At 59.4% G+C, this 20,388-nt stretch carries 23 protein-coding genes; 19 read left to right on the forward strand and 4 right to left on the reverse strand.

Annotated elements, in window-relative coordinates:
* Positions 1-13: 13 nt before the first annotated feature.
* From malG to ABD847_RS07350, 3 genes are all read left to right on the forward strand, one after another.
* A complete protein-coding gene (gene malG / locus ABD847_RS07340; RefSeq protein WP_345011509.1) occupies positions 14-904 on the forward strand; it encodes a maltose ABC transporter permease MalG in 891 nt (296 codons plus the stop codon).
* Between the two features lie 64 nt (positions 905-968).
* Positions 969-2,105, forward strand: coding sequence for an ABC transporter ATP-binding protein (locus tag ABD847_RS07345; protein ID WP_345011511.1), 1,137 nt, complete (start codon positions 969-971; stop codon positions 2,103-2,105).
* 119 nt (positions 2,106-2,224) lie between these two features.
* A complete protein-coding gene (locus ABD847_RS07350) occupies positions 2,225-3,127 on the forward strand; it encodes a hydrogen peroxide-inducible genes activator (RefSeq protein ID WP_345011513.1) in 903 nt (300 codons plus the stop codon).
* Positions 3,128-3,352: 225 nt separating this feature from the next.
* Here ABD847_RS07350 and ABD847_RS07355 read toward each other — a convergent pair whose 3' ends face one another.
* Positions 3,353-4,246, reverse strand: a complete 894-nt coding sequence (locus ABD847_RS07355) for a S1 family peptidase (RefSeq protein WP_345011515.1) — start codon at positions 4,244-4,246, stop codon at positions 3,353-3,355.
* A 114-nt stretch (positions 4,247-4,360) separates the two neighbouring features.
* Between ABD847_RS07355 and queA the strand changes: the two genes are divergently transcribed.
* The 6 genes from queA (at position 4,361) to nlpI (ending at position 10,863) form a co-directional block, all read left to right on the forward strand.
* Positions 4,361-5,416, forward strand: a complete 1,056-nt coding sequence (gene queA, locus ABD847_RS07360; RefSeq protein WP_345011517.1) for a tRNA preQ1(34) S-adenosylmethionine ribosyltransferase-isomerase QueA — start codon at positions 4,361-4,363, stop codon at positions 5,414-5,416.
* A 44-nt stretch (positions 5,417-5,460) separates the two neighbouring features.
* Positions 5,461-6,585 carry a tRNA guanosine(34) transglycosylase Tgt gene (gene tgt, locus ABD847_RS07365; protein WP_345011519.1) on the forward strand — a complete coding sequence of 375 codons (1,125 nt, stop codon included), beginning with the start codon at positions 5,461-5,463 and terminating at the stop codon, positions 6,583-6,585.
* Between the two features lie 40 nt (positions 6,586-6,625).
* On the forward strand, positions 6,626-6,961 hold the full coding sequence (gene yajC, locus ABD847_RS07370; protein WP_345011521.1) for a preprotein translocase subunit YajC: 336 nt from the start codon (positions 6,626-6,628) through the stop codon (positions 6,959-6,961).
* Between the two features lie 19 nt (positions 6,962-6,980).
* Positions 6,981-8,834, forward strand: coding sequence for a protein translocase subunit SecD (gene secD, locus ABD847_RS07375; RefSeq protein ID WP_345011523.1), 1,854 nt, complete (start codon positions 6,981-6,983; stop codon positions 8,832-8,834).
* A 9-nt stretch (positions 8,835-8,843) separates the two neighbouring features.
* Positions 8,844-9,782 (forward strand): protein translocase subunit SecF, encoded by a 939-nt coding sequence (gene secF, locus ABD847_RS07380; RefSeq protein WP_345011525.1) that lies wholly within the window; start codon positions 8,844-8,846, stop codon positions 9,780-9,782.
* Between the two features lie 157 nt (positions 9,783-9,939).
* A complete protein-coding gene (gene nlpI / locus ABD847_RS07385; protein WP_345011527.1) occupies positions 9,940-10,863 on the forward strand; it encodes a lipoprotein NlpI in 924 nt (307 codons plus the stop codon).
* Between the two features lie 57 nt (positions 10,864-10,920).
* Here nlpI and ABD847_RS07390 read toward each other — a convergent pair whose 3' ends face one another.
* Both ABD847_RS07390 and ubiU read right to left on the reverse strand, forming a co-directional pair.
* On the reverse strand, positions 10,921-11,796 hold the full coding sequence (locus ABD847_RS07390) for a U32 family peptidase (RefSeq protein WP_345011529.1): 876 nt from the start codon (positions 11,794-11,796) through the stop codon (positions 10,921-10,923).
* A gap of 10 nt (positions 11,797-11,806) precedes the next feature.
* Entirely contained in the window at positions 11,807-12,802 is a 996-nt protein-coding gene (gene ubiU / locus ABD847_RS07395; RefSeq protein ID WP_345011531.1) for a ubiquinone anaerobic biosynthesis protein UbiU, read from the reverse strand.
* 174 nt (positions 12,803-12,976) lie between these two features.
* Between ubiU and ubiT the strand changes: the two genes are divergently transcribed.
* Complete coding sequence (gene ubiT, locus ABD847_RS07400) at positions 12,977-13,498, forward strand: ubiquinone anaerobic biosynthesis accessory factor UbiT (protein ID WP_425568431.1); 522 nt, start codon at positions 12,977-12,979, stop codon at positions 13,496-13,498.
* Between the two features lie 3 nt (positions 13,499-13,501).
* On the opposite strand, the gene ABD847_RS07405 is transcribed toward ubiT, so the two are convergent.
* Positions 13,502-13,873 (reverse strand): hypothetical protein, encoded by a 372-nt coding sequence (locus tag ABD847_RS07405; RefSeq protein ID WP_345011533.1) that lies wholly within the window; start codon positions 13,871-13,873, stop codon positions 13,502-13,504.
* A gap of 158 nt (positions 13,874-14,031) precedes the next feature.
* Here ABD847_RS07405 and trmJ point away from each other — a divergent pair, with 158 nt between their 5' ends.
* The 9 genes from trmJ (at position 14,032) to iscX (ending at position 20,384) form a co-directional block, all read left to right on the forward strand.
* Positions 14,032-14,775 (forward strand): tRNA (cytosine(32)/uridine(32)-2'-O)-methyltransferase TrmJ, encoded by a 744-nt coding sequence (gene trmJ, locus ABD847_RS07410; RefSeq protein WP_345011534.1) that lies wholly within the window; start codon positions 14,032-14,034, stop codon positions 14,773-14,775.
* Positions 14,776-14,858: 83 nt separating this feature from the next.
* Positions 14,859-15,344: a Fe-S cluster assembly transcriptional regulator IscR gene (iscR, locus tag ABD847_RS07415; protein ID WP_345011535.1), complete on the forward strand. Its 486-nt coding sequence runs from the start codon at positions 14,859-14,861 to the stop codon at positions 15,342-15,344.
* A gap of 49 nt (positions 15,345-15,393) precedes the next feature.
* Positions 15,394-16,608 (forward strand): IscS subfamily cysteine desulfurase, encoded by a 1,215-nt coding sequence (locus tag ABD847_RS07420; RefSeq protein WP_345011536.1) that lies wholly within the window; start codon positions 15,394-15,396, stop codon positions 16,606-16,608.
* 50 nt (positions 16,609-16,658) lie between these two features.
* Positions 16,659-17,045 carry a Fe-S cluster assembly scaffold IscU gene (gene iscU / locus ABD847_RS07425; protein ID WP_345011538.1) on the forward strand — a complete coding sequence of 129 codons (387 nt, stop codon included), beginning with the start codon at positions 16,659-16,661 and terminating at the stop codon, positions 17,043-17,045.
* A gap of 14 nt (positions 17,046-17,059) precedes the next feature.
* Entirely contained in the window at positions 17,060-17,383 is a 324-nt protein-coding gene (iscA, locus tag ABD847_RS07430) for an iron-sulfur cluster assembly protein IscA (protein ID WP_345011540.1), read from the forward strand.
* 53 nt (positions 17,384-17,436) lie between these two features.
* Complete coding sequence (gene hscB, locus ABD847_RS07435) at positions 17,437-17,955, forward strand: co-chaperone HscB (RefSeq protein WP_345011542.1); 519 nt, start codon at positions 17,437-17,439, stop codon at positions 17,953-17,955.
* Positions 17,956-17,959: 4 nt separating this feature from the next.
* Positions 17,960-19,807: a Fe-S protein assembly chaperone HscA gene (gene hscA, locus ABD847_RS07440; RefSeq protein ID WP_345011544.1), complete on the forward strand. Its 1,848-nt coding sequence runs from the start codon at positions 17,960-17,962 to the stop codon at positions 19,805-19,807.
* 1 nt (position 19,808) lies between these two features.
* On the forward strand, positions 19,809-20,147 hold the full coding sequence (fdx, locus tag ABD847_RS07445) for an ISC system 2Fe-2S type ferredoxin (protein WP_345011546.1): 339 nt from the start codon (positions 19,809-19,811) through the stop codon (positions 20,145-20,147).
* A gap of 30 nt (positions 20,148-20,177) precedes the next feature.
* Positions 20,178-20,384, forward strand: a complete 207-nt coding sequence (gene iscX, locus ABD847_RS07450; RefSeq protein ID WP_345011548.1) for a Fe-S cluster assembly protein IscX — start codon at positions 20,178-20,180, stop codon at positions 20,382-20,384.
* Positions 20,385-20,388 lie beyond the last annotated feature (4 nt).

The raw sequence follows: 20,388 nt of genomic DNA on the forward strand, positions 1-20,388 counted from the left end.
AAGGAATGACGTAATGGCTATCGTTCAACCCAAATCAATCAAGTATCGCCTGCTGGCGACCCATCTGGTGATGTGGGCATTCATCGCCGTGATCGCCTTCCCGCTGGTGATGGTTATCGCCATCTCCTTCCGGACAGGTAACTTTGCGGTGGGTGACATCATTCCCACCAACCCAACCTTGGATCACTGGAAGCTTGCGCTGGGGATGTCCATTCAGAATGCGGATGGTTCTATTACCCCGCCACCCTTCCCGGTATTGCGCTGGTTGTGGAACTCCATCAAGGTCGCGGGTATCTCTGCTGGCCTGATCGTGGTGCTTTCTACTACCTGTGCTTATGCCTTTGCTCGTCTGCGTTTCCAGGGCAAAGATCTGATCCTCAAGGGCATGTTGATTTTCCAGATGTTCCCGGCTGTGCTGGCTCTGGTGGCCATCTATGCTCTGTTTGACAAAATCGGTGATTACATCCCTTGGCTTGGACTCAATACCCATGGTGGTTTGATTCTGGCGTACATGGGGGGGATCGCCCTACACGTTTGGACCATCAAGGGTTACTTTGAAACCATAGATCCTTCGCTGGAAGAAGCTGCCTCCATCGACGGCGCCACCCCGTGGCAGGCCTTCCGCCTGATACTGTTGCCTCTGTCAGTGCCCATTCTGGCTGTGGTCTTCATTCTGGCGTTCATTGCTGCCATCACTGAGGTGCCCATGGCCTCTATTCTGCTGTCAGATGTCAATAACCTGACGTTGGCAGTAGGGGCCCAGCAATATCTCTATCCGCAGAACTATCTCTGGGGTGACTTTGCTGCCGCCGCCGTCATGTCCGGTTTGCCCATCACCATAGTGTTCTTGCTGGCCCAGCGCTGGTTGGTTGGTGGCCTGACCGCTGGTGGTGTGAAAGGTTAATGGTTGGGGGCTTCGACCCCCCATATAAGTATTTTTGAATTCTTGATTTCCTGCGGAGTAACACATGGCTGATGTAATTCTGAAAAACGTTCGTAAAAATTACGACCCTGCGGTTCTGAAAGACACCCTGCGTAACATCGAACTGAACATTAAAGAAGGCGAGTTCATCGTTTTCGTTGGTCCGTCTGGTTGTGGTAAGTCTACCCTGCTGCGAATGATTGCCGGTCTGGAAGATATCACCAGCGGCGAGCTGAGCATCGGTGGCAAGTACATGAATGATGTACCGCCGGTGGAGCGCAACGTGGGTATGGTGTTCCAGTCCTACGCTCTGTATCCGCACATGAATGTCTACGAGAACATGGCGTTTGGCCTGAAGCTCAAGAAGATGGACAAGGAAACCATTCACAAGCGCGTGTCCCGCGCTGCTGAAATCCTGGGTCTGGTGCCTTTGCTGGAGCGTAAGCCCAAGGCGCTGTCCGGTGGTCAACGTCAGCGTGTGGCTATCGGTCGCTCCATCGTTCAGCAACCGTCCGTATTCTTGTTTGACGAGCCCTTGTCCAACCTGGATGCTGCGCTGCGGGTTAAGATGCGCATCGAGATCGCCAAGCTGCACAAGGAGCTCAACTCTACCATCATCTACGTTACCCACGACCAGGTAGAGGCCATGACCCTGGCTGACAAGATTGTGGTGCTGAGTCCGCTTAAGGAATCTGCTGAGTCCAACCTCGAGCAATATGGTTCCCCGCTGGATCTGTATCACAACCCGTCCAACAAGTTTGTTGCCGGTTTCATCGGTTCTCCGAAGATGAACTTCCTGGATGGCATCCTGGTCGAGATCGGCCTGGATAAGTGCAAGATCAAGCTTAACAGTGGCGATATTGTCACTGCCTGTGTAGACGCGCGTCGTGGCAAGGTGGGTGACAAGGTCGAGCTGGGTATCCGTCCTGAGCATTTGGTTCCGGTGGATCATCCGGATGCCGTGGGTCGTCTGTCTGGCCAGGTACAAGTGGCTGAACACCTGGGTGCCGAGTCTTTCGTTTATATGGAAGTCGATGGTAAGGACTTTACCGTCAAGGCAGCCAGTGAGATTCCGGTGGATACCGGCGATACGCTGGAAGTGGGTGTACCTGCTCAGGCTTGCTATCTGTTCGATAGCACTGAGCAAGCGTTCCCCCGCACTGCCAAGTACAACCGTACCTAATCGAGAGTATCCCCTTAAAAAACGCCGCAGTTTGCGGCGTTTTTTTTCGCCATTGAGCCGACTAAGCCTGCTAGAATCGCCACACTACCTATTTAATCTAGCTACTATCGGTTTTTTCAATGAGTCGTTGGCCCAATCTCAAGCAGTTGCATTATCTGGTGGCATTAGCCGAGTGCGAGAATTTCAACCGTGCCGCCAAGGCATGTTTTGTCAGCCAGTCCACCTTAAGCACCGGAATACAGAATCTGGAGGAGTTGCTAGGGGTACAGCTGATTGAACGGGACAACAAGTCATTCATCATGACGCCCATTGGGCTCGAGGTGGTGCAGCGGGCCAGGCAGTTGCTCTCCGAAACCAAGGATCTGTTGGAGATGACCGCCAGTCGTGGCGGCAGCCTGAGCGGCCCGCTGCGTCTAGGCTGTATCCCCACCATAGCGCCATTTTTATTGTCACCCCTGGTGACTCTATGTGGCGAAACCTATCCAGATCTGGATTTGCTGCTGCGTGAGGATACCTCGGATAATTTGCTCAAACTGTTGGAGGCCGGTGAGCTGGATCTACTGCTGCTGGCGTTGCCTTACGATTTAGGCAGTTTTCACAGTCGCGTGGTGGGGCAGGATCCCTTCCGTTTGGTGCTGCATGAGAAGTTGATTGATTCTTATGAGGCCAACCCTGCTCGCTATGCGGGGTTGCCAGATCATAGTTTGTTCTTGCTGGAGCGTGAGCATTGTCTTACCGACCACGCCTTGAGTGCTTGCCAGCTGGCGGATCAAGCCAAGATCAATCCGTTTGCTGCCACCAGCTTATATACCCTGGTGCAGATGGTGTCCCATCAACAAGGGGCAACCTTTTTGCCGGAGATGGCGTTGCGTGCCGGGATCTTGGAGCGAACAGAGCTGGTGGCGGTTGCGCCACAGGGTCAGATGCCACATCGGGATATCGGGCTGGTCTGGCGACCTAGCTCTTGCCGGGTTGAGGCGTTCGCCGGTCTAGGGCGATTGGTAACTAGTTGTTTGAGATAAAAAAATCCCGACGCTAGGTCGGGACTACAAGAAATGGCTATATAACTAACAGCTTGTTACAGCTAAGACTAACTAAGGGCTTGCGGTAAAGGCCAGCAGGGCGACACGGCGCTTCTGATGCCTAACAAGACTGTCGGCAATTTAAGATAAAAACGTGACGCACGCAACGTTTTTATGAAAGTAAATTACCCTGTCGGCCAAGCCTAGCGGACTGGCTCCCCCATATCATGAAAGTTTACCACTGCCCTTACCTCGCCTGCCGCGCATGGCTCCCAGGCACAGCAGCCCAATGGCAAGGAGGGGAAGTGATCCGCCACCTGAACTGTCATCCTGGTCGTCTGCTGGGTTCCCTGTCAGATAACCATCGATCCACGGCAGGTAACTGCCTACTGAGGTATAGGCTGCTGGAACGCCGTCAAGGGCGCAGATGTCGGTGCCATAGCTGGTAATGCCATACAGCTGCTCGTCATAAGTAAGCGGGCCACCGCTGTCGCCGTAACAGGTATCTTCCCCTGCATTACCGCCAGCGAGAAAGTGGTCTGCCTCGGTCAGACTGTTAAATCCGACAAATGGCAGTGCCACCTGCTGCAAGATATCGGATGTCGTGGTGCCTGTCGCCGAAGTCACGCCCCAGCCATAGGCGTTCAGCAGACTGCCGACGCTGAGACTTTCTGCCGCATTGGCAGAGGCCAGGGATATTGGAGCTTCCTCGACGGCGCTGGTGAGATGCAGCAGCGCAATATCGCCCGTGAAGTCGCCACTGTCTTCACCTTGCCAGGCAGGATGGAGAATGACCCTGTCCACTGAATGGTACTGGCTGGCACTGGAAAGGGTAGCTTCGCCGATGACGAGCCTCAGTAGACTGGTGTTGTTGGTGCTGGCATCCAAGCAGTGCGCCGCCGTGACAACCCATTGGGGTGCAATCAGGCTGCCGCCACAGAATTGATAATACAGATTGCCTGACTTGAGGGTCAGGGCGGTTATCCAACTGGGGGCGGTGCTGACAGGTGAGCCACCCACTATGGTCGGCAGCAGGGATTGCGATGAGGCTTGAACACTGCCACACAGCAGGGGTAACAGCAGCAGTGGTAACTGCAGGGAGACTATCTTGCCTTTCATTGTTTCGTTTCCTTGGCTGACTATGGCGAGATTATAGGTGTAAGTACTGCGATAAACTTGATCCCCCCCCACCGGCTCAATAGACTAGTGCCCGTTTTGCTATGAGTATCACCCATGCAAGTATCTGATTTTCATTTTGAGCTGCCGGATGAGCTGATTGCCCGCTATCCGATGGCTGAGCGTACCGGCAGTCGCCTGCTGGTGCTGGACGGCCCCACCGGCCAGCTGACCCATACCCGTTTTCCTGCCATTCTGGACTTAGTCAAACCGGGGGACCTGCTGGTGTTCAATAACACCCGGGTGATCCCTGCGCGCCTGCATGGCCAAAAAATCAGTGGTGGCAAAGTGGAGGTGCTGGTGGAACGGGTGTTGGACCAACACCGTATCCTGGCCCATGTGCGCGCCTCCAAGGCACCGAAGCCAGGCACAGCACTGCAATTTGATGATGGCGTGATGGCTGTCATGGTGGCCCGACATGATGCCTTGTTCGAGCTGGCCTTTGACGGTGAAGACGAGGTGTTGACGATTCTGGACCGGATTGGTCATATGCCGCTGCCACCCTATATCGATAGGCCCGATGAGCAGGCGGACAAGGAGCGTTACCAGACCGTTTATAACGCCAAACCGGGGGCTGTCGCGGCGCCCACCGCCGGGCTGCACTTTGATGAGCCACTGTTGGCAGCGCTCAAGGACAAGGGCGTGGATCTGGCCTTCGTCACCCTGCATGTGGGGGCGGGCACCTTCCAGCCGGTGCGGGTGGACAATGTGCTGGAGCATAAGATGCACAGCGAGTATGCCGAGGTCTCCCAGCAGGTGGTGGATCAGATCGCCAGCACCCGGGCCCGTGGTGGACGGGTGATCGCCGTGGGCACCACCTCGGTCCGCTCGTTGGAGAGTGCCGCCCAGGCCAGCCTAGCACAGGGCAAGTCGCTGCAACCCTTCTTTGGCGACACGGATATATTCATCTACCCCGGCTATCGCTTTGCCCTGGTGGATGCCATGGTCACCAATTTCCACCTGCCCGAATCCACCCTCATCATGCTGGTATCGGCCTTCGCCGGTTATGAGCAGGTGATGGCGGCCTATCAGGCGGCGGTGGCCGAGCGCTACCGTTTCTTTAGTTATGGCGATGCCATGTTTGTCACCCGTCGCGATGCCGCGAAGGGGTGAGGTTGTCTGAGCGTCAGACTGTTTCTCTGACCCAAGAGGTAAGCATGAAATTTGAATTGAAAAAGACCCAGGGCCGCGCTCGCCGTGGTGAGCTGGTGTTTGAACGCGGCACGGTGCAAACGCCGGCCTTCATGCCGGTGGGCACCTATGGCACCGTGAAGGGCATGACGCCTGAAGAGGTGAAGGCCACCGGCGCCGAGATACTGCTGGGCAATACCTTCCACCTCTGGCTGCGCCCGGGGCAGGAGGTGATGAAGAAGCACGGCGATCTCCATGACTTCATGAACTGGCATGGTCCCATCCTCACCGACTCCGGTGGTTTTCAGGTGTTTAGCCTGGGGGATATCCGCAAGATCACCGAAGAAGGGGTGCATTTTCGCAACCCGGTGAATGGTGAGCGCATCTTCTTGTCCCCCGAAGCCTCCATGGAGATCCAGTACGACCTGGGCTCGGATGTGGTGATGATCTTCGACGAGTGCACCCCCTATCCGGCCACCTGGGAGGTGGCGAAAAAGTCCATGGAGATGTCCCTGCGTTGGGCCAAGCGCTCCCGCGAGCGTTTCGACGGCCTGGGCAATGCCAATGCGCTGTTTGGTATCATTCAGGGCGGCGTGTATGAGGATCTGCGGGATATTTCCATGACCGGTCTCCTGGATATCGGTTTCGACGGCTACGCCGTCGGCGGTCTGGCGGTGGGAGAGCCGAAGGAGGACATGCATCGCATCCTGGAGCACGTCTGTCCACAGATCCCGGCGGATAAGCCTCGCTATCTGATGGGGGTGGGCAAGCCCGAGGATCTGGTGGAGGGGGTGCGTCGTGGCGTCGACATGTTCGATTGCGTGATGCCGACCCGCAATGCGCGCAACGGCCACTTGTTTACCACAGACGGTGTGGTCAAAATCCGCAACGCCAAGCACAGGGATGACACTGGGCCGCTCGATCCCCATTGTGACTGCTACACCTGTCAGCACTACAGTCGGGCCTATCTGCACCACCTGGATCGCTGCAACGAGATCCTGGGTGCGCGCCTCAACACCATCCACAACTTGCGTTATTACCAGCGCCTGATGCAGGGTTTGCGGGACGCAATTGATGCGGGTACATTAGACCACTTTGTGGCTGATTTTTATCAGCGTCAGGGCAAGCCAGTTCCCGAACTGGCCGACTGAAATCAGAACAATCACTACTTGCCATTAACGAGGAAACAGTATGGGTATTATCTCTAACGCTTATGCCAACGCCGGTGCCGCCCCTGCCGCCGGTGGTGGTCTGGAAATGATCATCATGCTGGCCGTGTTCGGCCTGATCTTCTACTTCATGATCTACCGTCCCCAGGCTAAGCGCGTCAAAGACCACAAGAACCTGATGTCCTCCCTGAACAAGGGCGATGAAGTGCTCACCAACGGCGGCCTGGTTGGCAAGATCGTCAAGGTCACTGCCGACAGCGACTACCTGGTGCTGGCTCTGAACGGTGATACCAACATCACCATCAAGAAAGACTTCGTCAGCGCCATCCTGCCCAAGGGCACCATCGAGTCCATGTAAATAGCCCAAGGAGGCTGCCGTGTTAAATCGGTATCCGCTGTGGAAGTACCTGATGGTGTGCCTGGTGCTCGCCGTCGCCTTCCTGTATGCAGCGCCCAATCTATACGGGGAAGACCCGGCTCTGCAGGTGTCTGGCTCCCGTGGTCATGAGGTAGAGCTGGCTACCCTGGATCAGGTGAAGAGTTCCCTTGAACAGGCGGGAATCCAGGTGAAATCTGCCGCTCTGGACAAGGGGCAGGTGCTGGTGCGCTTCAACAAAGCCGACGATCAGCTGCGGGCCAAGGATCTGGTGGCTGAGGCGCTGGGTGAGCAGTACATCGTCGCCCTGAACCTGGCCCCGGCCACACCCGAGTGGCTGACCCGTCTGGGTGCCGGTCCCATGAAGTTGGGCCTGGACTTGCGGGGTGGTGTGCACTTTCTGATGGAAGTGGACATGACCGAGGCCATCAACAAGTCCATGGATCAGACGGTGCAGGACTTCCGTACCCAGCTGCGCGAGGACAAGGTGCGCTACGCCGGTGTGCGCCGGGATGGCGACAAGGTGCTGGTGGCCTTCCGGGACGCCGATGCCCAGCAAAAAGGGCTGGCGATGTTGCGCAAGCAGCACTCAGATCTGCAGTTCGAGCAATATGATGCTCAAGAGCAATTCTGGCTCAAGGCCAGCATGAGCGAGGCCAAGCTCAAGGAGATCCGCGAGTACGCCCTGGAGCAGAACATCACCATCATCCGTAACCGGGTGAACGAGTTGGGGGTGGCCGAGCCCTTGGTTCAACGTCAGGGCACAGACCGCATCGTGGTGGAACTGCCGGGTATCCAGGATACCGCCCGGGCCAAGGAGATCCTTGGCGCCACGGCCACCCTGGAATTCCGTCTGGTGGATGATACGGCCGATCTGGCCAGCGCCATGCAAGGCCGGGTACCGGCCAACTCTCAGCTGTATCAGGATCGTAACGGTCGTCCCGTGGTCTTGCAGAAGCGGGTCATCTTGACCGGGAATCACATCATCGGCGCCCAGTCCGGCGTGGATGAGTACAGCCGGCCGCAGGTCAACATCAAGCTGGATGGTCAGGGGGGCAACAAGATGTCCACCTTCACCAAGGACAGCGTGGGCAAGGCCATGGCCACCGTCTTCATTGAGTACAAGCCGGTGGGTGAACCGGGTGCCGATGGCAAGCGCAAGTTCCGCAAGCAAGAAGAAGTGATCAACGTGGCGACCATACAGTCGCGTCTGGGCAGCAACTTCCGCATCACCGGCATCGATAACCCGCAGGAAGCCCATAACCTGGCGCTGCTGCTGCGGGCCGGTGCCCTGATCGCGCCCATCCAGATCGTTGAAGAGCGCACCATAGGCCCCAGCCTGGGTCAACAAAACATCGACAACGGCATGCAGGCCATGATGTTTGGTCTGGCGGTGGTGATGATCTTCATGGTCGTCTACTACCGCATGTTCGGCCTGGTGGCCAACCTGGCCTTGGCGCTCAACGTGGTGCTGATGGTGGGGGTCATGTCCATGATCCCGGGGGCGACCATGACGCTGCCGGGCATCGCCGGTATCGTGCTGACGGTGGGGATGGCGGTGGATGCCAACGTGCTGATCTACGAGCGGATCCGCGAGGAGCTGCGCAATGGCAGACCGGTACAGCAGGCGATTCATCTGGGATATGAGCGCGCCTTTGCCACCATAGCCGACTCCAACATCACCACCCTGATCACCGCCTTCATCCTGTTTGCGGTGGGAACCGGGCCTGTGCGTGGGTTTGCGCTGGTGCTGATGATCGGCATCCTCTGCTCCATGTTTACCGCCATCACAGGCACCCGTGCCGTGGTGAATCTGGCGTGGGGCGGCAAGCGTCTCACCAAGCTGTCCATCTAGGGGTAGGCCATGTTTGTATTGTTGAAACCGGGAATAACTATCCCCTTCATGCGCTTTGCCAAGCCGGCGACCTTGCTGTCGCTGTTGCTGGTGGGTCTGTCCGTCTTTGCTCTGGCCACCAAGGGGCTGAACTGGGGCTTGGACTTTACCGGCGGTACCGTGGTGGAGGTCAAGTTCAGCCAGGAGGCACAACTGCCTGCCATGCGCGAGGCCTTGAACCAGGCGCAACTGGAAGGTGCCGTGGTGCAACATTTCGGCTCCAACCGGGATGTGTTGATCCGCATGGCCCCCAAGGGGGAGGTCAGCCAGCAATCCATCGCCGATGGGGTACTCAAGGCGGCCAAGCAGCTGGATAACCAGGCTCAGCTGACCCGGGTTGAGTTTGTTGGCCCGGCGGTGGGGCAGGAATTGGCGGAGCAGGGGATGCTGGCCATCTTTGCTGCCTTGGCCTGTATCCTGATCTATGTGGCGGTTCGCTTCGAGTGGCGGATGGCTACCGGTGCCGTGCTCTCGTTGGCGCATGACGTCATCGTCACCCTGGGGATCTTCTCCTGGTGGCAGCTGGAGTTCGATCTGACGGTGCTGGCCGCCGTGCTGACTGTGGTGGGTTACTCTCTAAACGACACCATAGTGGTGTTCGACCGGGTGCGGGAAGATGCGCGCAAGTTGCGCAACATGACCATTCCCCAGATCCTGGACGTGGCCATGACCGAGACATTGGGCCGAACCCTGATCACTTCGGGTACCACTCTGTTCGTGGTTATCGCCCTGTTTGCTCAAGGGGGTCCCCTGATCCATGGTTTTGCCACCGCCTTGCTGATCGGTATTGGCTTTGGTACCTACTCCTCCATCTATGTGGCCAGTGCCTGGGCCATGTTCCTCAAGATGGACAGGGAGAATCTGATGCCTGTCGAGGTGGAAAAAGAAGGGGCGGATCTGGAGCCCTGAGCAAGAGCGCCGCGAGGCGCTCTTTTTTTCTGTCATGCAATTGTCAAGTAGAAAACTTTACCGAGTGTCAGCTTTTATCTGAGGGGCTGAGCATGACAAAGGGCACGACGGCACTTAACATAGCAGACTCAGACCAGCGGGTTTTTCGGAGCCATCTTTGCACTTTAGGGATCTGTCCTGGGCCGCTTTAAACGCCCTGTTTCTCATTACACTGGCCGGTTGCAGTAGCCAAGGCAAGCCTACCATCTCCCCCTCGCCAGCAACGGATACCGAGGTGGTGTTGGCAACCCCATTGCAGGTCTCTTATCAGAGTGAGCTGGCGTTGGCTCGACTTGGTCAATTGCTTTCCAGCAGTGAGCTGAACAATGAACAACGTGCCGAGTTGTTTTATGAGCGCGGCGTGGTGTTTGATCGGGTGGGGCTGCGCACCATGGCGCGCATCGACTTCACTCGCGCCCTGCGGGAGCGACCGGATTTTGCCGAGGCCTATAACTTTATCGGTGTCTACCTGACCGAACAACAGAGCTTCGATGAGGCCTATGATGCCTTCGACTCCGCCCTCGAGTTGATGCCCGATTATGACTATGCCTATCTCAACCGCGGCATTGCCCTCTATTACGGTGGTCGCACCAAGCTGGCGGTGAAGGATCTGGCGGAGTTTTACCGTCACAAGCCGGAAGACCCTTACCGGGTGCTCTGGCTGTACTTGGCCGAGAGTAAGCTGGATCCCAAGATGGCCTTCCAGGAGTTGCAGCGGCGCTACAATCAGCGTCACAGCGACGAATGGGGCTGGCGCATCGTTGCCGTGTTTGCCGGCAAGCAAGGTATCGATCAGTTCCTGCAGGGGGTGGAGCAAGAGTCGCGGGATAACCGCGAGTTGGCCGAACGCCTGTGCGAGGCCTACTTCTACTTTGCCAAGTTGAGTCAATTGCAGGGCAACGATGACAAGGCGGTCAACTACTTCAAACTCTCGTTAGCCAACAATGTCTATGACTTTATCGAGCATCGTTATGCCCGGCTGGAGCTGCAGTTGCTGGCCCCCCAAGGGGATGGCCGCGATGACGAGGATGATGCCGGCTGAGCAGGCCGAGATCGCGACATTGAGACTAAAAAGGCCCCTTTCGGGGCCTTTTCGCTGCTAGTCCACCAGGCTCATGCCGGCGATACGGCGCCAGTAACCGTTGCAGTCCTGTTGCTGTTGCAACGGCTGGGGGGCCTGTCCGCGCTCATTGGCACGAAAGCGCGTAAGCCAGTCCAGGGTGTCTGCCTGCGGGCTGAGCCGTACCACATCCACCAGGCCGGCCATCTCCGGCAGTTGATTGACTAGGTTATAGCAGTGACCTGACTGGGTCTGGATGCCGTTGAGCACAAACACCTGTTCACCCTCCTGGCTGCGGGTCGGCATCCCCAAGGGATAATCCAGACAGGCCTTGAGGCACTTGTCCTTGGGGCGGTTTACCGCTCGGGCGGTGAAGCAGCGGGCCGAATAGGCCAGCGGCAGGTGACCGTAAGCAAACACCTCCACCTCAAAGCGCTCCCGCAGCCCATGGGCCTGACACTCCGCCAGCACCTCGCCCAGCCACTGGCCGGAGAGCTCCACCGGCATGACCCAGCGCTGCATTCCGCGAGCCAGCAGCAGGCGAATGACCTCGGCGTTGTAGCAGTTGATGGCCGGCCCGCAGGTGAAGGGCAGCCTGCGCTCGGCCAACAGCTGCACCGTACCCAGATCGTTGGCCTCGATGCTGAAGTCACCGTTGTCCAGCCAGCTGGCCAGCTCATTGAGCTCGGAAGGGGCCTGGATCAGCGCCAGGGTGGACAGCACCACCTCCTTGCCGGCTTGCCGCAGGCCATGGGCGAGCTCGAGCCAGTCGCCCAGCTTGAGCTCTCGCCGCTTGCTGCAGACGGTTTCGCCCAGATAGATGATGTCCGCCGCACTGTGGCGGGCCGCGTCGTAAAAGGCTTGCGTGTCAGCCTTGTTCCAAAAATAGAGCAGTGGCCCCAGGGCATACTTCATCTGCGACTCCTTACTGCCATTGTCTGTGATAGGCGCCGAGGGTGGTCTGGCTGCCTTCGGAGACCGCCGCCAACTGGGCATCCCACTGGGGGGCCACCTGGTAGCTGGCGGGATCCCGACGGTAGCTGTCGATGGCGGCGCGCCACACCCGGGTGACCTGCTCCACATAGGCCGGGCTGCGCTGGCGGCCCTCGATCTTCACCGAGCAGACTCCCATGTCGAACAGCTCCGGCAACAGGGCCAGGGTATTAAGGCTGGTGGGTTCTTCCAGGGTGTGGAAGGTGTGATCGCCCACCTGGTAACGTCCCTTGCACAGGGTGGGATAGCCGGCGTTTTCCCCAGGCGCATAGCGATCGATCAGCACCTCGTTGAGGCGGGACTCCAGCCCTGCCGGGGTTTCCGCCCAGCGCACGAAGCGGGCCGGTGAACAGGCCCCCACCGTGTTGGGGCTCTCCCCGGTCAGGTAGGAGGAGAGGTAGCAGCGTCCCTCGGCCATGATGCACAGGCTGCCAAAGGCAAACACCTCCAGGGGGACTGTGCTCTCCTTGGCCAATTGACGCACCTGATGGATAGACAGCACCCGTGGCAGCACCACCCGCCGGATGTTGAAGGCCTGCTGGTAGAAGCGGATTGCCGCGGCATTGGTGGCGGAGGCCTGTACCGACAGGTGCAGCTCCATCTCGGGATAGCGCTCGCTGGCATATTCCAGCACTGCCAGGTCGGCGATGATGAGGGCATCGGCCCCCAGATCCGCGCCCTTGTCCACGGCGGCCTGCCAACGGCGGCTGGCACCCGGATGGGCGAAGGTGTTAATGGCGATGTGCAGCTTGCGGCCATGTTGGTGGACATACTCCACCCCGCGGGCCAGCTTCTTGTCGTCAAAGTTAAGACCGGCGAAGTGCCGGGCATTGGTATCGTCCTTCAATCCGATATAGACGGCATCGGCACCCTGGTCGATGGCCGTCTTCAAGGCAGGCAGATTGCCCGCCGGACAGAGTAGTTCCATATCTGGCTCGTTACTGAGGCTAACAACGGCAGGATTCTAGCCAGAGTGACGAGCCAGGGTTTTGACCTGGTGCAGTATCGGGGTGCGGCAACATAAAAAATTGATTTTCAACAGCATGACGAATGCCGGCCTGTGGTTAGATAGGCCGTTTTGACCCCTCAAAGGAGCCCAGTTGTGTTGTTAGCCGCCAAACGCATGTTGGTGAAACATGCACCGGATCTGTTGCGTCCGCCCCTGTCCTTGCTGCCCTTTGCCCTGCAGCAGCGTCTGTTGAATCTGGCCTTGCGCAAGGTGTGTGCCGAGGCCCTGGCCGATGGGGATTTCGACTTTTTGGCCGGCAAATACCTCAAGGTGGCGGTGACCGATCTGGGTTTGCACTGCTTCATCACCCTGGTCGATGGTCAGCTTCAGGTACTGGAGCAGGCGCCTGTGCAGGACGTCAGCTTCAGCGGCGGGCTCAACGATCTCATCCTGATCGCCGGGCGCAAGGAGGACCCCGATAGCCTGTTCTTTCAGCGACGCCTCAAAATCGAAGGGGACACCGAGCTGGGGCTGGAGGTGAAGAACCTGCTGGACAGCCTGGATTTGAGTCAGCTGCCCAGCCTGCTGCGGCGTGGCCTGGGAGAGCTGGCCGGCTTCATTCAGTCAGCCGATGAGCGTCTTGCCGGTGGTTCGGTCAGCTTGGCGCCGCAATAAGCCTCATCGGTAAGGCAGGCGGCAGCGGCGATGTCGGGCGCGCAGATACAGGCTCAACAAGGCCCAGGCGCCCAGCGTCAGGGAAAGCAGCTGCCACCATTGCTGTTGCGGAACGCGCCACAACAATAGCGCCAGCGCACCATAGGCAAAGGGCTTGAGTTCATACAGGCTGTCAGGCAGGAAGAGGTGCTTGTCGGGATAGATGGTGATATCGGTGCGCCGGTTGCCGGAGCGCATGCTCCAGACCAGGGCGGCCGCCAGATAGACCAGGCTGCCCGCCAGCAGTACCAGGGGCGAGTTGGCTTGTAGCAGCAACAGCAGGCCACATACCAGATAGATCTTGGGCAAGGACTCATACACAAAGGCAGGCAGCATGGCGGCACTCCTGTTTAGAGGTCTTCAACCCCATCATAGCGCCAGTCAATAAAGATGTGCAAAAAATACACATACGGCTTGCCCGTTGACGAAAAGGGGGCAAAGACAGACGGCTGTGGTAGGATTTGCCCCCGGATTTTTAGACAGGGTTTTGCAAGATGCTCGACAATCTGCGCGTCGTTCTGGTGAACACCTCCCATCCCGGCAACATAGGCTCCGCCGCCCGGGCCATGAAGACCATGGGCATCAGTCAGCTGGTGCTGGTGGATCCCCAGGAGCCGGTGGATGGCCGCGCGACCGCCATGGCGGCCGGTGCCGTGGATATTCTGGCCAATGTGAAGACGGTGCCGACCCTGGCAGAAGCCATTGCCGATTGTCAGCTGGTGATCGGCACCAGTGCCCGCTCCCGGACCCTGCAATGGCCCATGCTGGCGCCCAAAGAGGCGGCGGCCAAGCTGTTTGCCGAAGGGCAGGGGGCCCAGGTGGCCCTGGTGTTTGGCCGGGAGCGTACCGGCCTGACCAACGAGGAGCTGCAACAGTGCCAGTTTCATGTCTGCATTCCGGCCAATCCGGAATACAGCTCCCTGAACCTGGCCATGGCAGTGCAGACCCTCTGTTATGAGGTGCGGCAGGCCTGGCTGGCCGACCTGACCACCGAACCGCTGGTGGTGGAAGCTGAGCCGCTGGCTTATCCCTCGCAAGCCGAGCTGGAGGGCTTTTATCACCATCTGGAGCGGACCCTGACTCAGGTGGGGTTCTTGCGCGAGGATCACCCCGGCCAGGTGATGAATAAGTTGCGTCGTCTGTATAACCGGGCGCGCCCCGACAGCGTTGAGCTGAACATCTTGCGTGGCATCCTCACCGCGGCCCAGCGGGCCAGTGGGCATGAGAAAAATAGTTGAGTAAACACAGGGGTTAAATACTTGACTGAAATAGTCAGTCATGGAATAGTCATCCCAGGTTTAACAAACGGGTGACCATCGCCATGAGACTGACTTCCAAAGGACGTTACGCCGTCACTGCCATGCTGGATGTGGCCTTGCACACCGACCTGGGGCCCGTGCCGCTGGCCGATATTTCCGAACGGCAGGGCATCTCCCTGTCCTATCTGGAGCAGCTGTTCTCCCGCCTGCGCAAGCAGGGGCTGGTGTCCAGCGTGCGTGGTCCTGGCGGCGGTTACCGCCTGGGGATGCCCGCCGGTGAGATCTCCGTCGGCCAGGTGATAGCCGCGGTCAATGAATCTGTGGATGCCACCCGCTGTCATGGTCAACATGGCTGCCAGGGGGGAGTACAATGCCTGACGCACTCCCTGTGGCGGGATCTGAGCGATCGGATCAGCAACTTTCTTGACGACATCACCCTGGCCGAACTGGTGGCCCAGGCGGAGGTCAAGCAGGTGGCGCAACAGCAGGATAAACACAGTCACAAGGCCAGCATTCTCACCATGCCGCTGGATCGTGTGGCCCGCTAAGCCAGCTTGGCTTGCAAGCAGACAAGATACGCAGAATTTGGAGTAGACCATGAAGCTGCCGATTTATCTGGATTATTCAGCCACCTGCCCGGTGGATCCCCGGGTGGCAGAGAAGATGATGCAGTGCCTGACCCTGGACGGCACCTTTGGCAATCCGGCATCCCGCTCTCACCGTTTTGGCTGGCAAGCCGAAGAGCTGGTGGACGAGGCGCGTAACCACGTGGCCGATCTGATCGGTGCCGATCCGCGCGAGATCGTCTTCACCTCCGGTGCCACCGAGTCCGACAACCTGGCCATCAAGGGTATTGCTCACTTCTATGAGAAACAGGGCAAGCACATCATCACCAGCAAGACCGAACACAAGGCCGTGCTGGATCCGTGCCGTTATCTGGAGGGGCAGGGCTTCGAGGTGACCTATCTGGAGCCGCAGGCCGATGGCATCATCAGCCTGCAACAGGTGGAGGCGGCCCTGCGCCCCGACACCATCCTGGTGAGCCTGATGCATGTGAACAACGAGATCGGCGTGATCCAGGACATAGCCGCCATCGGTGAGTTGTGCCGGGCCAAGAAGGTATTCTTCCACGTGGATGCGGCCCAGAGCGCCGGCAAGCTGCCCATCGACGTCGAGGCCATGAAGGTGGATCTCCTGTCCCTGTCGGCCCACAAGATTTACGGCCCCAAGGGCATAGGTGCCCTGTACGTGCGTCGCAAGCCGCGGGTACGTCTGGAGGCTCAGATGCATGGTGGCGGTCATGAGCGTGGCATGCGCTCTGGCACCCTGCCGACCCATCAGATCGTGGGCATGGGGGAGGCCTTCCGCCTGGCCAAGCTAGAGATGGCCCAGGAGGCCGAACACGTGTTGGCCCTGCGGGATCGCCTGTGGAATGGCATCAAGGACATCGAAGAGGTGTATATCAACGGTTCCCTGGAGAAGCGGGTGCCGGGCAACCTCAACGTCAGCTTCAACTACGTGGAAGGGGAGTCCCTGATGATGGCCCTCAAGGATCTGGCGGTGTCGTCCGGTTCTGCCTGTACCTCGGCCAGTCTGGAACCTTCCTACGTGCTGCGTGCCCTGGGGCTCAACGATGAGCTGGCCCATAGCTCCATCCGCTTCAGCATCGGCCGCTTCACCACCGAAGAAGAGATAGATTACGCCGTCACCCTGATCAACGAGTCCATCGACCGGTTGCGGGAGATGTCGCCCCTGTGGGACATGTATAAAGACGGCATCGACCTGAGCAAGGTCGAGTGGGTACATCATTAAGCGCTGCACGGCATTATTCAGCACTGCACGGAATAGGTAGGAGGTGTGACATGTCATACAGTCAAAAAGTAATCGATCATTACGAGCATCCGCGCAACGTCGGTTCCTTCAGCAAGGATGATCCGGATGTGGCCACCGGCATGGTGGGGGCGCCGGCCTGCGGCGACGTGATGAAGCTGCAGATCAAGGTCAACGAAGCCGGTGTCATCGAGGATGCCAAGTTCAAGACGTATGGTTGTGGTTCTGCCATCGCCTCCAGCTCCCTGGTGACCGAGTGGGTCAAGGGCAAGACACTGGATGAGGCGGCGGCCATCAAGAACACCGCCATCGCCGAAGAGCTGGCGCTGCCGCCCGTCAAGATCCACTGCTCCATCCTGGCGGAGGATGCCATCAAGGCCGCCATCGCCGACTACAAGCAGAAGAAAGGTCTGGAATAAGAAGGAAGCAAGCCATGGCCATCACCCTGACCGAAGCGGCGGCAAACCGCGTGCAAACTTTTCTGGCCAACCGGGGCAAGGGCCTAGGTGTCCGGCTGGGCATCAAGACCTCCGGCTGCTCTGGCATGGCCTATGTGCTGGAGTTTGTTGACGAGAGCGACGCTGACGATCAAATTTTCGAGCAGCATGGCGTCAAGGTGGTGGTGGATAGCAAGAGCCTGCTTTATCTTGACGGCACCGAGTTGGACTTCGTCAAAGAAGGACTCAACGAGGGCTTTAAATTCCATAATCCCAACGTCAAGGACGAGTGCGGATGCGGTGAGAGCTTCACCGTCTAGGCCCGTCAGGCCGGCTCCCCAGCCGGCCGCTTGTTTTTGTGCTGGAGCGCCGGGTGAACTATTTCGAGATCTTCCATCTTCCCATCGCCTTTGAACTGGACTCGGTTGAACTGGCCAGTCGCTACCGTCAGCTGCAGCAGCAGTACCATCCGGACAAGTTTGCCGCCGCCAGTGAGGCGGATCGCAGTCGGGCCTTGCAGTGGGCCGCCGAGATCAATGCCGCCTTCAATACCCTCAAGGAACCCGTGGCGCGAGCCGAGTACCTGCTGAGCCTGCAGGGACTGGAGATCCGTGGCGAACAGCAAACCCTGCAGGATCTGGACTTTCTCGAACAGCAGTGGGCCTGGCGCGAGGCCCTGGAGGCCTTGCCTGCGGCAACGGCTCCCCTGCTGGCCTCCGCTAATCTGGCAGAGGAACTCTCCTTGACCCAGCGCCAGATGCAGACCGCCTTGAGCCAGACCCTGGCGGCGGGTGAGTGGCCTGCGGCGGCAGACTGGGTGCGCAAACTCAAATTCATGGCCAAGCTGCAGCTGGAGCTGGAGCGGCTGGAAGACTCTTTGTTGGACGATTAAACAGATGGCGTTATTACACATTGCAGAGCCCGGCCAGAGTGCCGCCCCCCATCAGCACAAGTGGGCCGTAGGCATCGATCTGGGCACCACCAATTCCCTGGTGGCCGTGGTGCGCAGCGGTCAGGCCGAGGCACTGGCGGATGCCGACGGCGAGGTGATCCTGCCCTCGGTGGTGCGATACGGCCAGGACGGTACCCTGGTGGGCTGGCAGGCCAAGCAGCAGGCCGCCCAGGATCCCCTCAACACTCTCTCCTCCATCAAGCGGCTGATGGGCAAGTCTCTGGCCGATGTGGATGGCAGCCGGCTGCCCTATCAGCTGGTCGAAGGGGAGGGGGGCCTGGTGCAGGTGCAGACAGCCGCGGGTGCCGTCAACCCGGTGCAGGTTTCCGCACAGATCCTGAAAAACCTGGCCCAGCGCGCCGAGCAGAGCCTGGGCGCCAGCCTGGATGGGGTGGTGGTGACGGTACCGGCCTACTTCAACGATGGTCAGCGCCAGGCCACCAAGGATGCCGCCCGATTGGCGGGCCTGCATGTGCTGCGCCTGCTGAACGAACCCACCGCCGCTGCCGTGGCCTACGGGCTGGACTCGGGGCAGGAGGGGCTCATCGCCGTCTACGATCTGGGCGGCGGCACCTTCGATATCTCCATCCTGCGGTTGCACCGGGGTGTGTTTGAGGTGCTGGCCACCGGTGGCGACTCTGCCCTGGGCGGCGATGACTTCGACCATGCCCTGGGCGACTGGCTGCTGGCCCAGCTGAACCTGGATCGGGCCCTGACGCCCCAGGAGCAGCGCCAGCTGCTGGACTTGGCCTGCGAGGCCAAGGAGCGGCTCACCGCCCAGGACAGCCTCACCCTCTCCTTCCTCGGTTGGCAGGGGGAGCTGAGCCGCAACCAGTTTGATGCCCTCATTCAGCCGCTCGTCAAGAAGACCCTGCTGGCCTGCCGCCGCGCCCTCAAGGATGCCGGTGTCAGTGCCGACGAGGTGCTGGAGGTGGTGATGGTGGGGGGCTCCACCCGGGTGCCATTGGTGCGGGAGCAGGTGGCGGCCTACTTTGGCCAGCCGCCGCTCACCAGCATAGACCCGGACAAGGTGGTGGCTCTGGGGGCCGCCATCCAGGCAGATGTGCTGGTGGGCAACAAGCCCGACAACCAGATGCTGCTGCTGGATGTGATCCCCCTGTCCCTGGGGCTGGAGACCATGGGGGGGCTTACCGAGAAGATCATCCCCCGCAACACCACCCTGCCGGTGGCCCGCGCCCAGGAGTTCACCACCTTCAAGGACGGCCAGACTGCCATGGCCATCCACGTGGTGCAGGGCGAGCGGGAGCTGGTGGCCGATTGCCGTTCCCTGGCTCGTTTCGAGTTGCGGGGTATTCCCCCCATGGCAGCCGGGGCGGCCCACATTCGGGTGACCTTCCAGGTGGATGCCGACGGCCTGCTGTCGGTGACCGCCATGGAAACTAGCACCCAGGTGCAGGCCCATATCGAGGTCAAACCCTCCTATGGTCTGCAGGAGAGTCAGATCGCCGACATGCTGCGGGCCTCCATCGCCCATGCCGAGGCGGATGTGCAGGCCCGCATGCTGGTGGAACAGCAGGTGGAGGCCGATCGGGTGATCGAGAGCGTCAGCCAGGCCCTGCTTGCCGATGGCGAGCGGCTGCTGGAGCGGGCCGATCGCGCCGTCATCGAGACGGCGCTGGGCCATCTGCGCCAAGCGCGCCAGGGAACGGAGCTGGATGCCATCGTCTCCGCCATCGCCGCGGTGGAGCACGCCACCGCTGAATTTGCCGCCCGCCGCATGGATGACTCCATTCGCCGCGCGCTGCAGGGACAACAAATCGACAAGGTGTAACATGCCGAAAATCATTGTATTGCCCCATGAAACCCTCTGCCCGGAGGGCGCCGTGCTGGAGGCCCAGAGCGGAGAGACCATACTGGATGTGGCGCTGCGCAATCATATCGAGATTGAGCATGCCTGTGAGAAGTCCTGCGCCTGTACCACCTGCCACTGCATCGTCCGGGAGGGGTTCGATTCCCTTGAGCCCAGTGATGAGCTGGAGGATGATATGCTGGACAAGGCCTGGGGGCTGGAGCCGCAATCCCGGCTGAGCTGTCAGGCCAAGGTGGCGGATGAGGATCTGGTGGTTGAGATCCCCAAATACACCATCAACCTGGCCTCGGAGCGTCACTGACGTCCCTGGCTGGACAGGAAAGGAGGTCACATGTCCCTCAAGTGGATAGACAGCCTGGAGATAGCCCTGGCCCTGGCCGAGCGGTTTCCCCAGCAGGATCCCCGTCAGGTACGTTTCACCGATCTGCACCAGTGGGTCTGTGAGCTACCGGAGTTTGACGATGATCCGGCCCATTCCAACGAAGCCATTCTGGAAGCCATCATCCTGGCCTGGCTCGGCGAGCTGGACGAGGAATAGTATC

Origin of the sequence: Pseudaeromonas paramecii (genome assembly GCF_039540575.1) — a bacterium.
Classification (GTDB): domain Bacteria; phylum Pseudomonadota; class Gammaproteobacteria; order Enterobacterales; family Aeromonadaceae; genus Pseudaeromonas; species Pseudaeromonas paramecii.

Coding starts and splice junctions, on each gene's coding strand:
- iscX (WP_345011548.1), top strand. CDS start 20,178: ATGTCCCTCAAGTGGATAGACAGCCTGGAGATAGCCCTGGCCCTGGCC.
- hscA (WP_345011544.1), top strand. CDS start 17,960: ATGGCGTTATTACACATTGCAGAGCCCGGCCAGAGTGCCGCCCCCCAT.
- trmJ (WP_345011534.1), top strand. CDS start 14,032: ATGCTCGACAATCTGCGCGTCGTTCTGGTGAACACCTCCCATCCCGGC.
- queA (WP_345011517.1), top strand. CDS start 4,361: ATGCAAGTATCTGATTTTCATTTTGAGCTGCCGGATGAGCTGATTGCC.
- ABD847_RS07405 (WP_345011533.1), bottom strand. CDS start 13,873: ATGCTGCCTGCCTTTGTGTATGAGTCCTTGCCCAAGATCTATCTGGTA.
- tgt (WP_345011519.1), top strand. CDS start 5,461: ATGAAATTTGAATTGAAAAAGACCCAGGGCCGCGCTCGCCGTGGTGAG.
- ABD847_RS07350 (WP_345011513.1), top strand. CDS start 2,225: ATGAGTCGTTGGCCCAATCTCAAGCAGTTGCATTATCTGGTGGCATTA.
- ABD847_RS07345 (WP_345011511.1), top strand. CDS start 969: ATGGCTGATGTAATTCTGAAAAACGTTCGTAAAAATTACGACCCTGCG.
- iscA (WP_345011540.1), top strand. CDS start 17,060: ATGGCCATCACCCTGACCGAAGCGGCGGCAAACCGCGTGCAAACTTTT.
- ABD847_RS07420 (WP_345011536.1), top strand. CDS start 15,394: ATGAAGCTGCCGATTTATCTGGATTATTCAGCCACCTGCCCGGTGGAT.
- iscU (WP_345011538.1), top strand. CDS start 16,659: ATGTCATACAGTCAAAAAGTAATCGATCATTACGAGCATCCGCGCAAC.
- iscR (WP_345011535.1), top strand. CDS start 14,859: ATGAGACTGACTTCCAAAGGACGTTACGCCGTCACTGCCATGCTGGAT.
- ubiU (WP_345011531.1), bottom strand. CDS start 12,802: ATGGAACTACTCTGTCCGGCGGGCAATCTGCCTGCCTTGAAGACGGCC.
- secF (WP_345011525.1), top strand. CDS start 8,844: ATGTTTGTATTGTTGAAACCGGGAATAACTATCCCCTTCATGCGCTTT.
- ABD847_RS07390 (WP_345011529.1), bottom strand. CDS start 11,796: ATGAAGTATGCCCTGGGGCCACTGCTCTATTTTTGGAACAAGGCTGAC.
- yajC (WP_345011521.1), top strand. CDS start 6,626: ATGGGTATTATCTCTAACGCTTATGCCAACGCCGGTGCCGCCCCTGCC.
- fdx (WP_345011546.1), top strand. CDS start 19,809: ATGCCGAAAATCATTGTATTGCCCCATGAAACCCTCTGCCCGGAGGGC.
- ABD847_RS07355 (WP_345011515.1), bottom strand. CDS start 4,246: ATGAAAGGCAAGATAGTCTCCCTGCAGTTACCACTGCTGCTGTTACCC.
- malG (WP_345011509.1), top strand. CDS start 14: ATGGCTATCGTTCAACCCAAATCAATCAAGTATCGCCTGCTGGCGACC.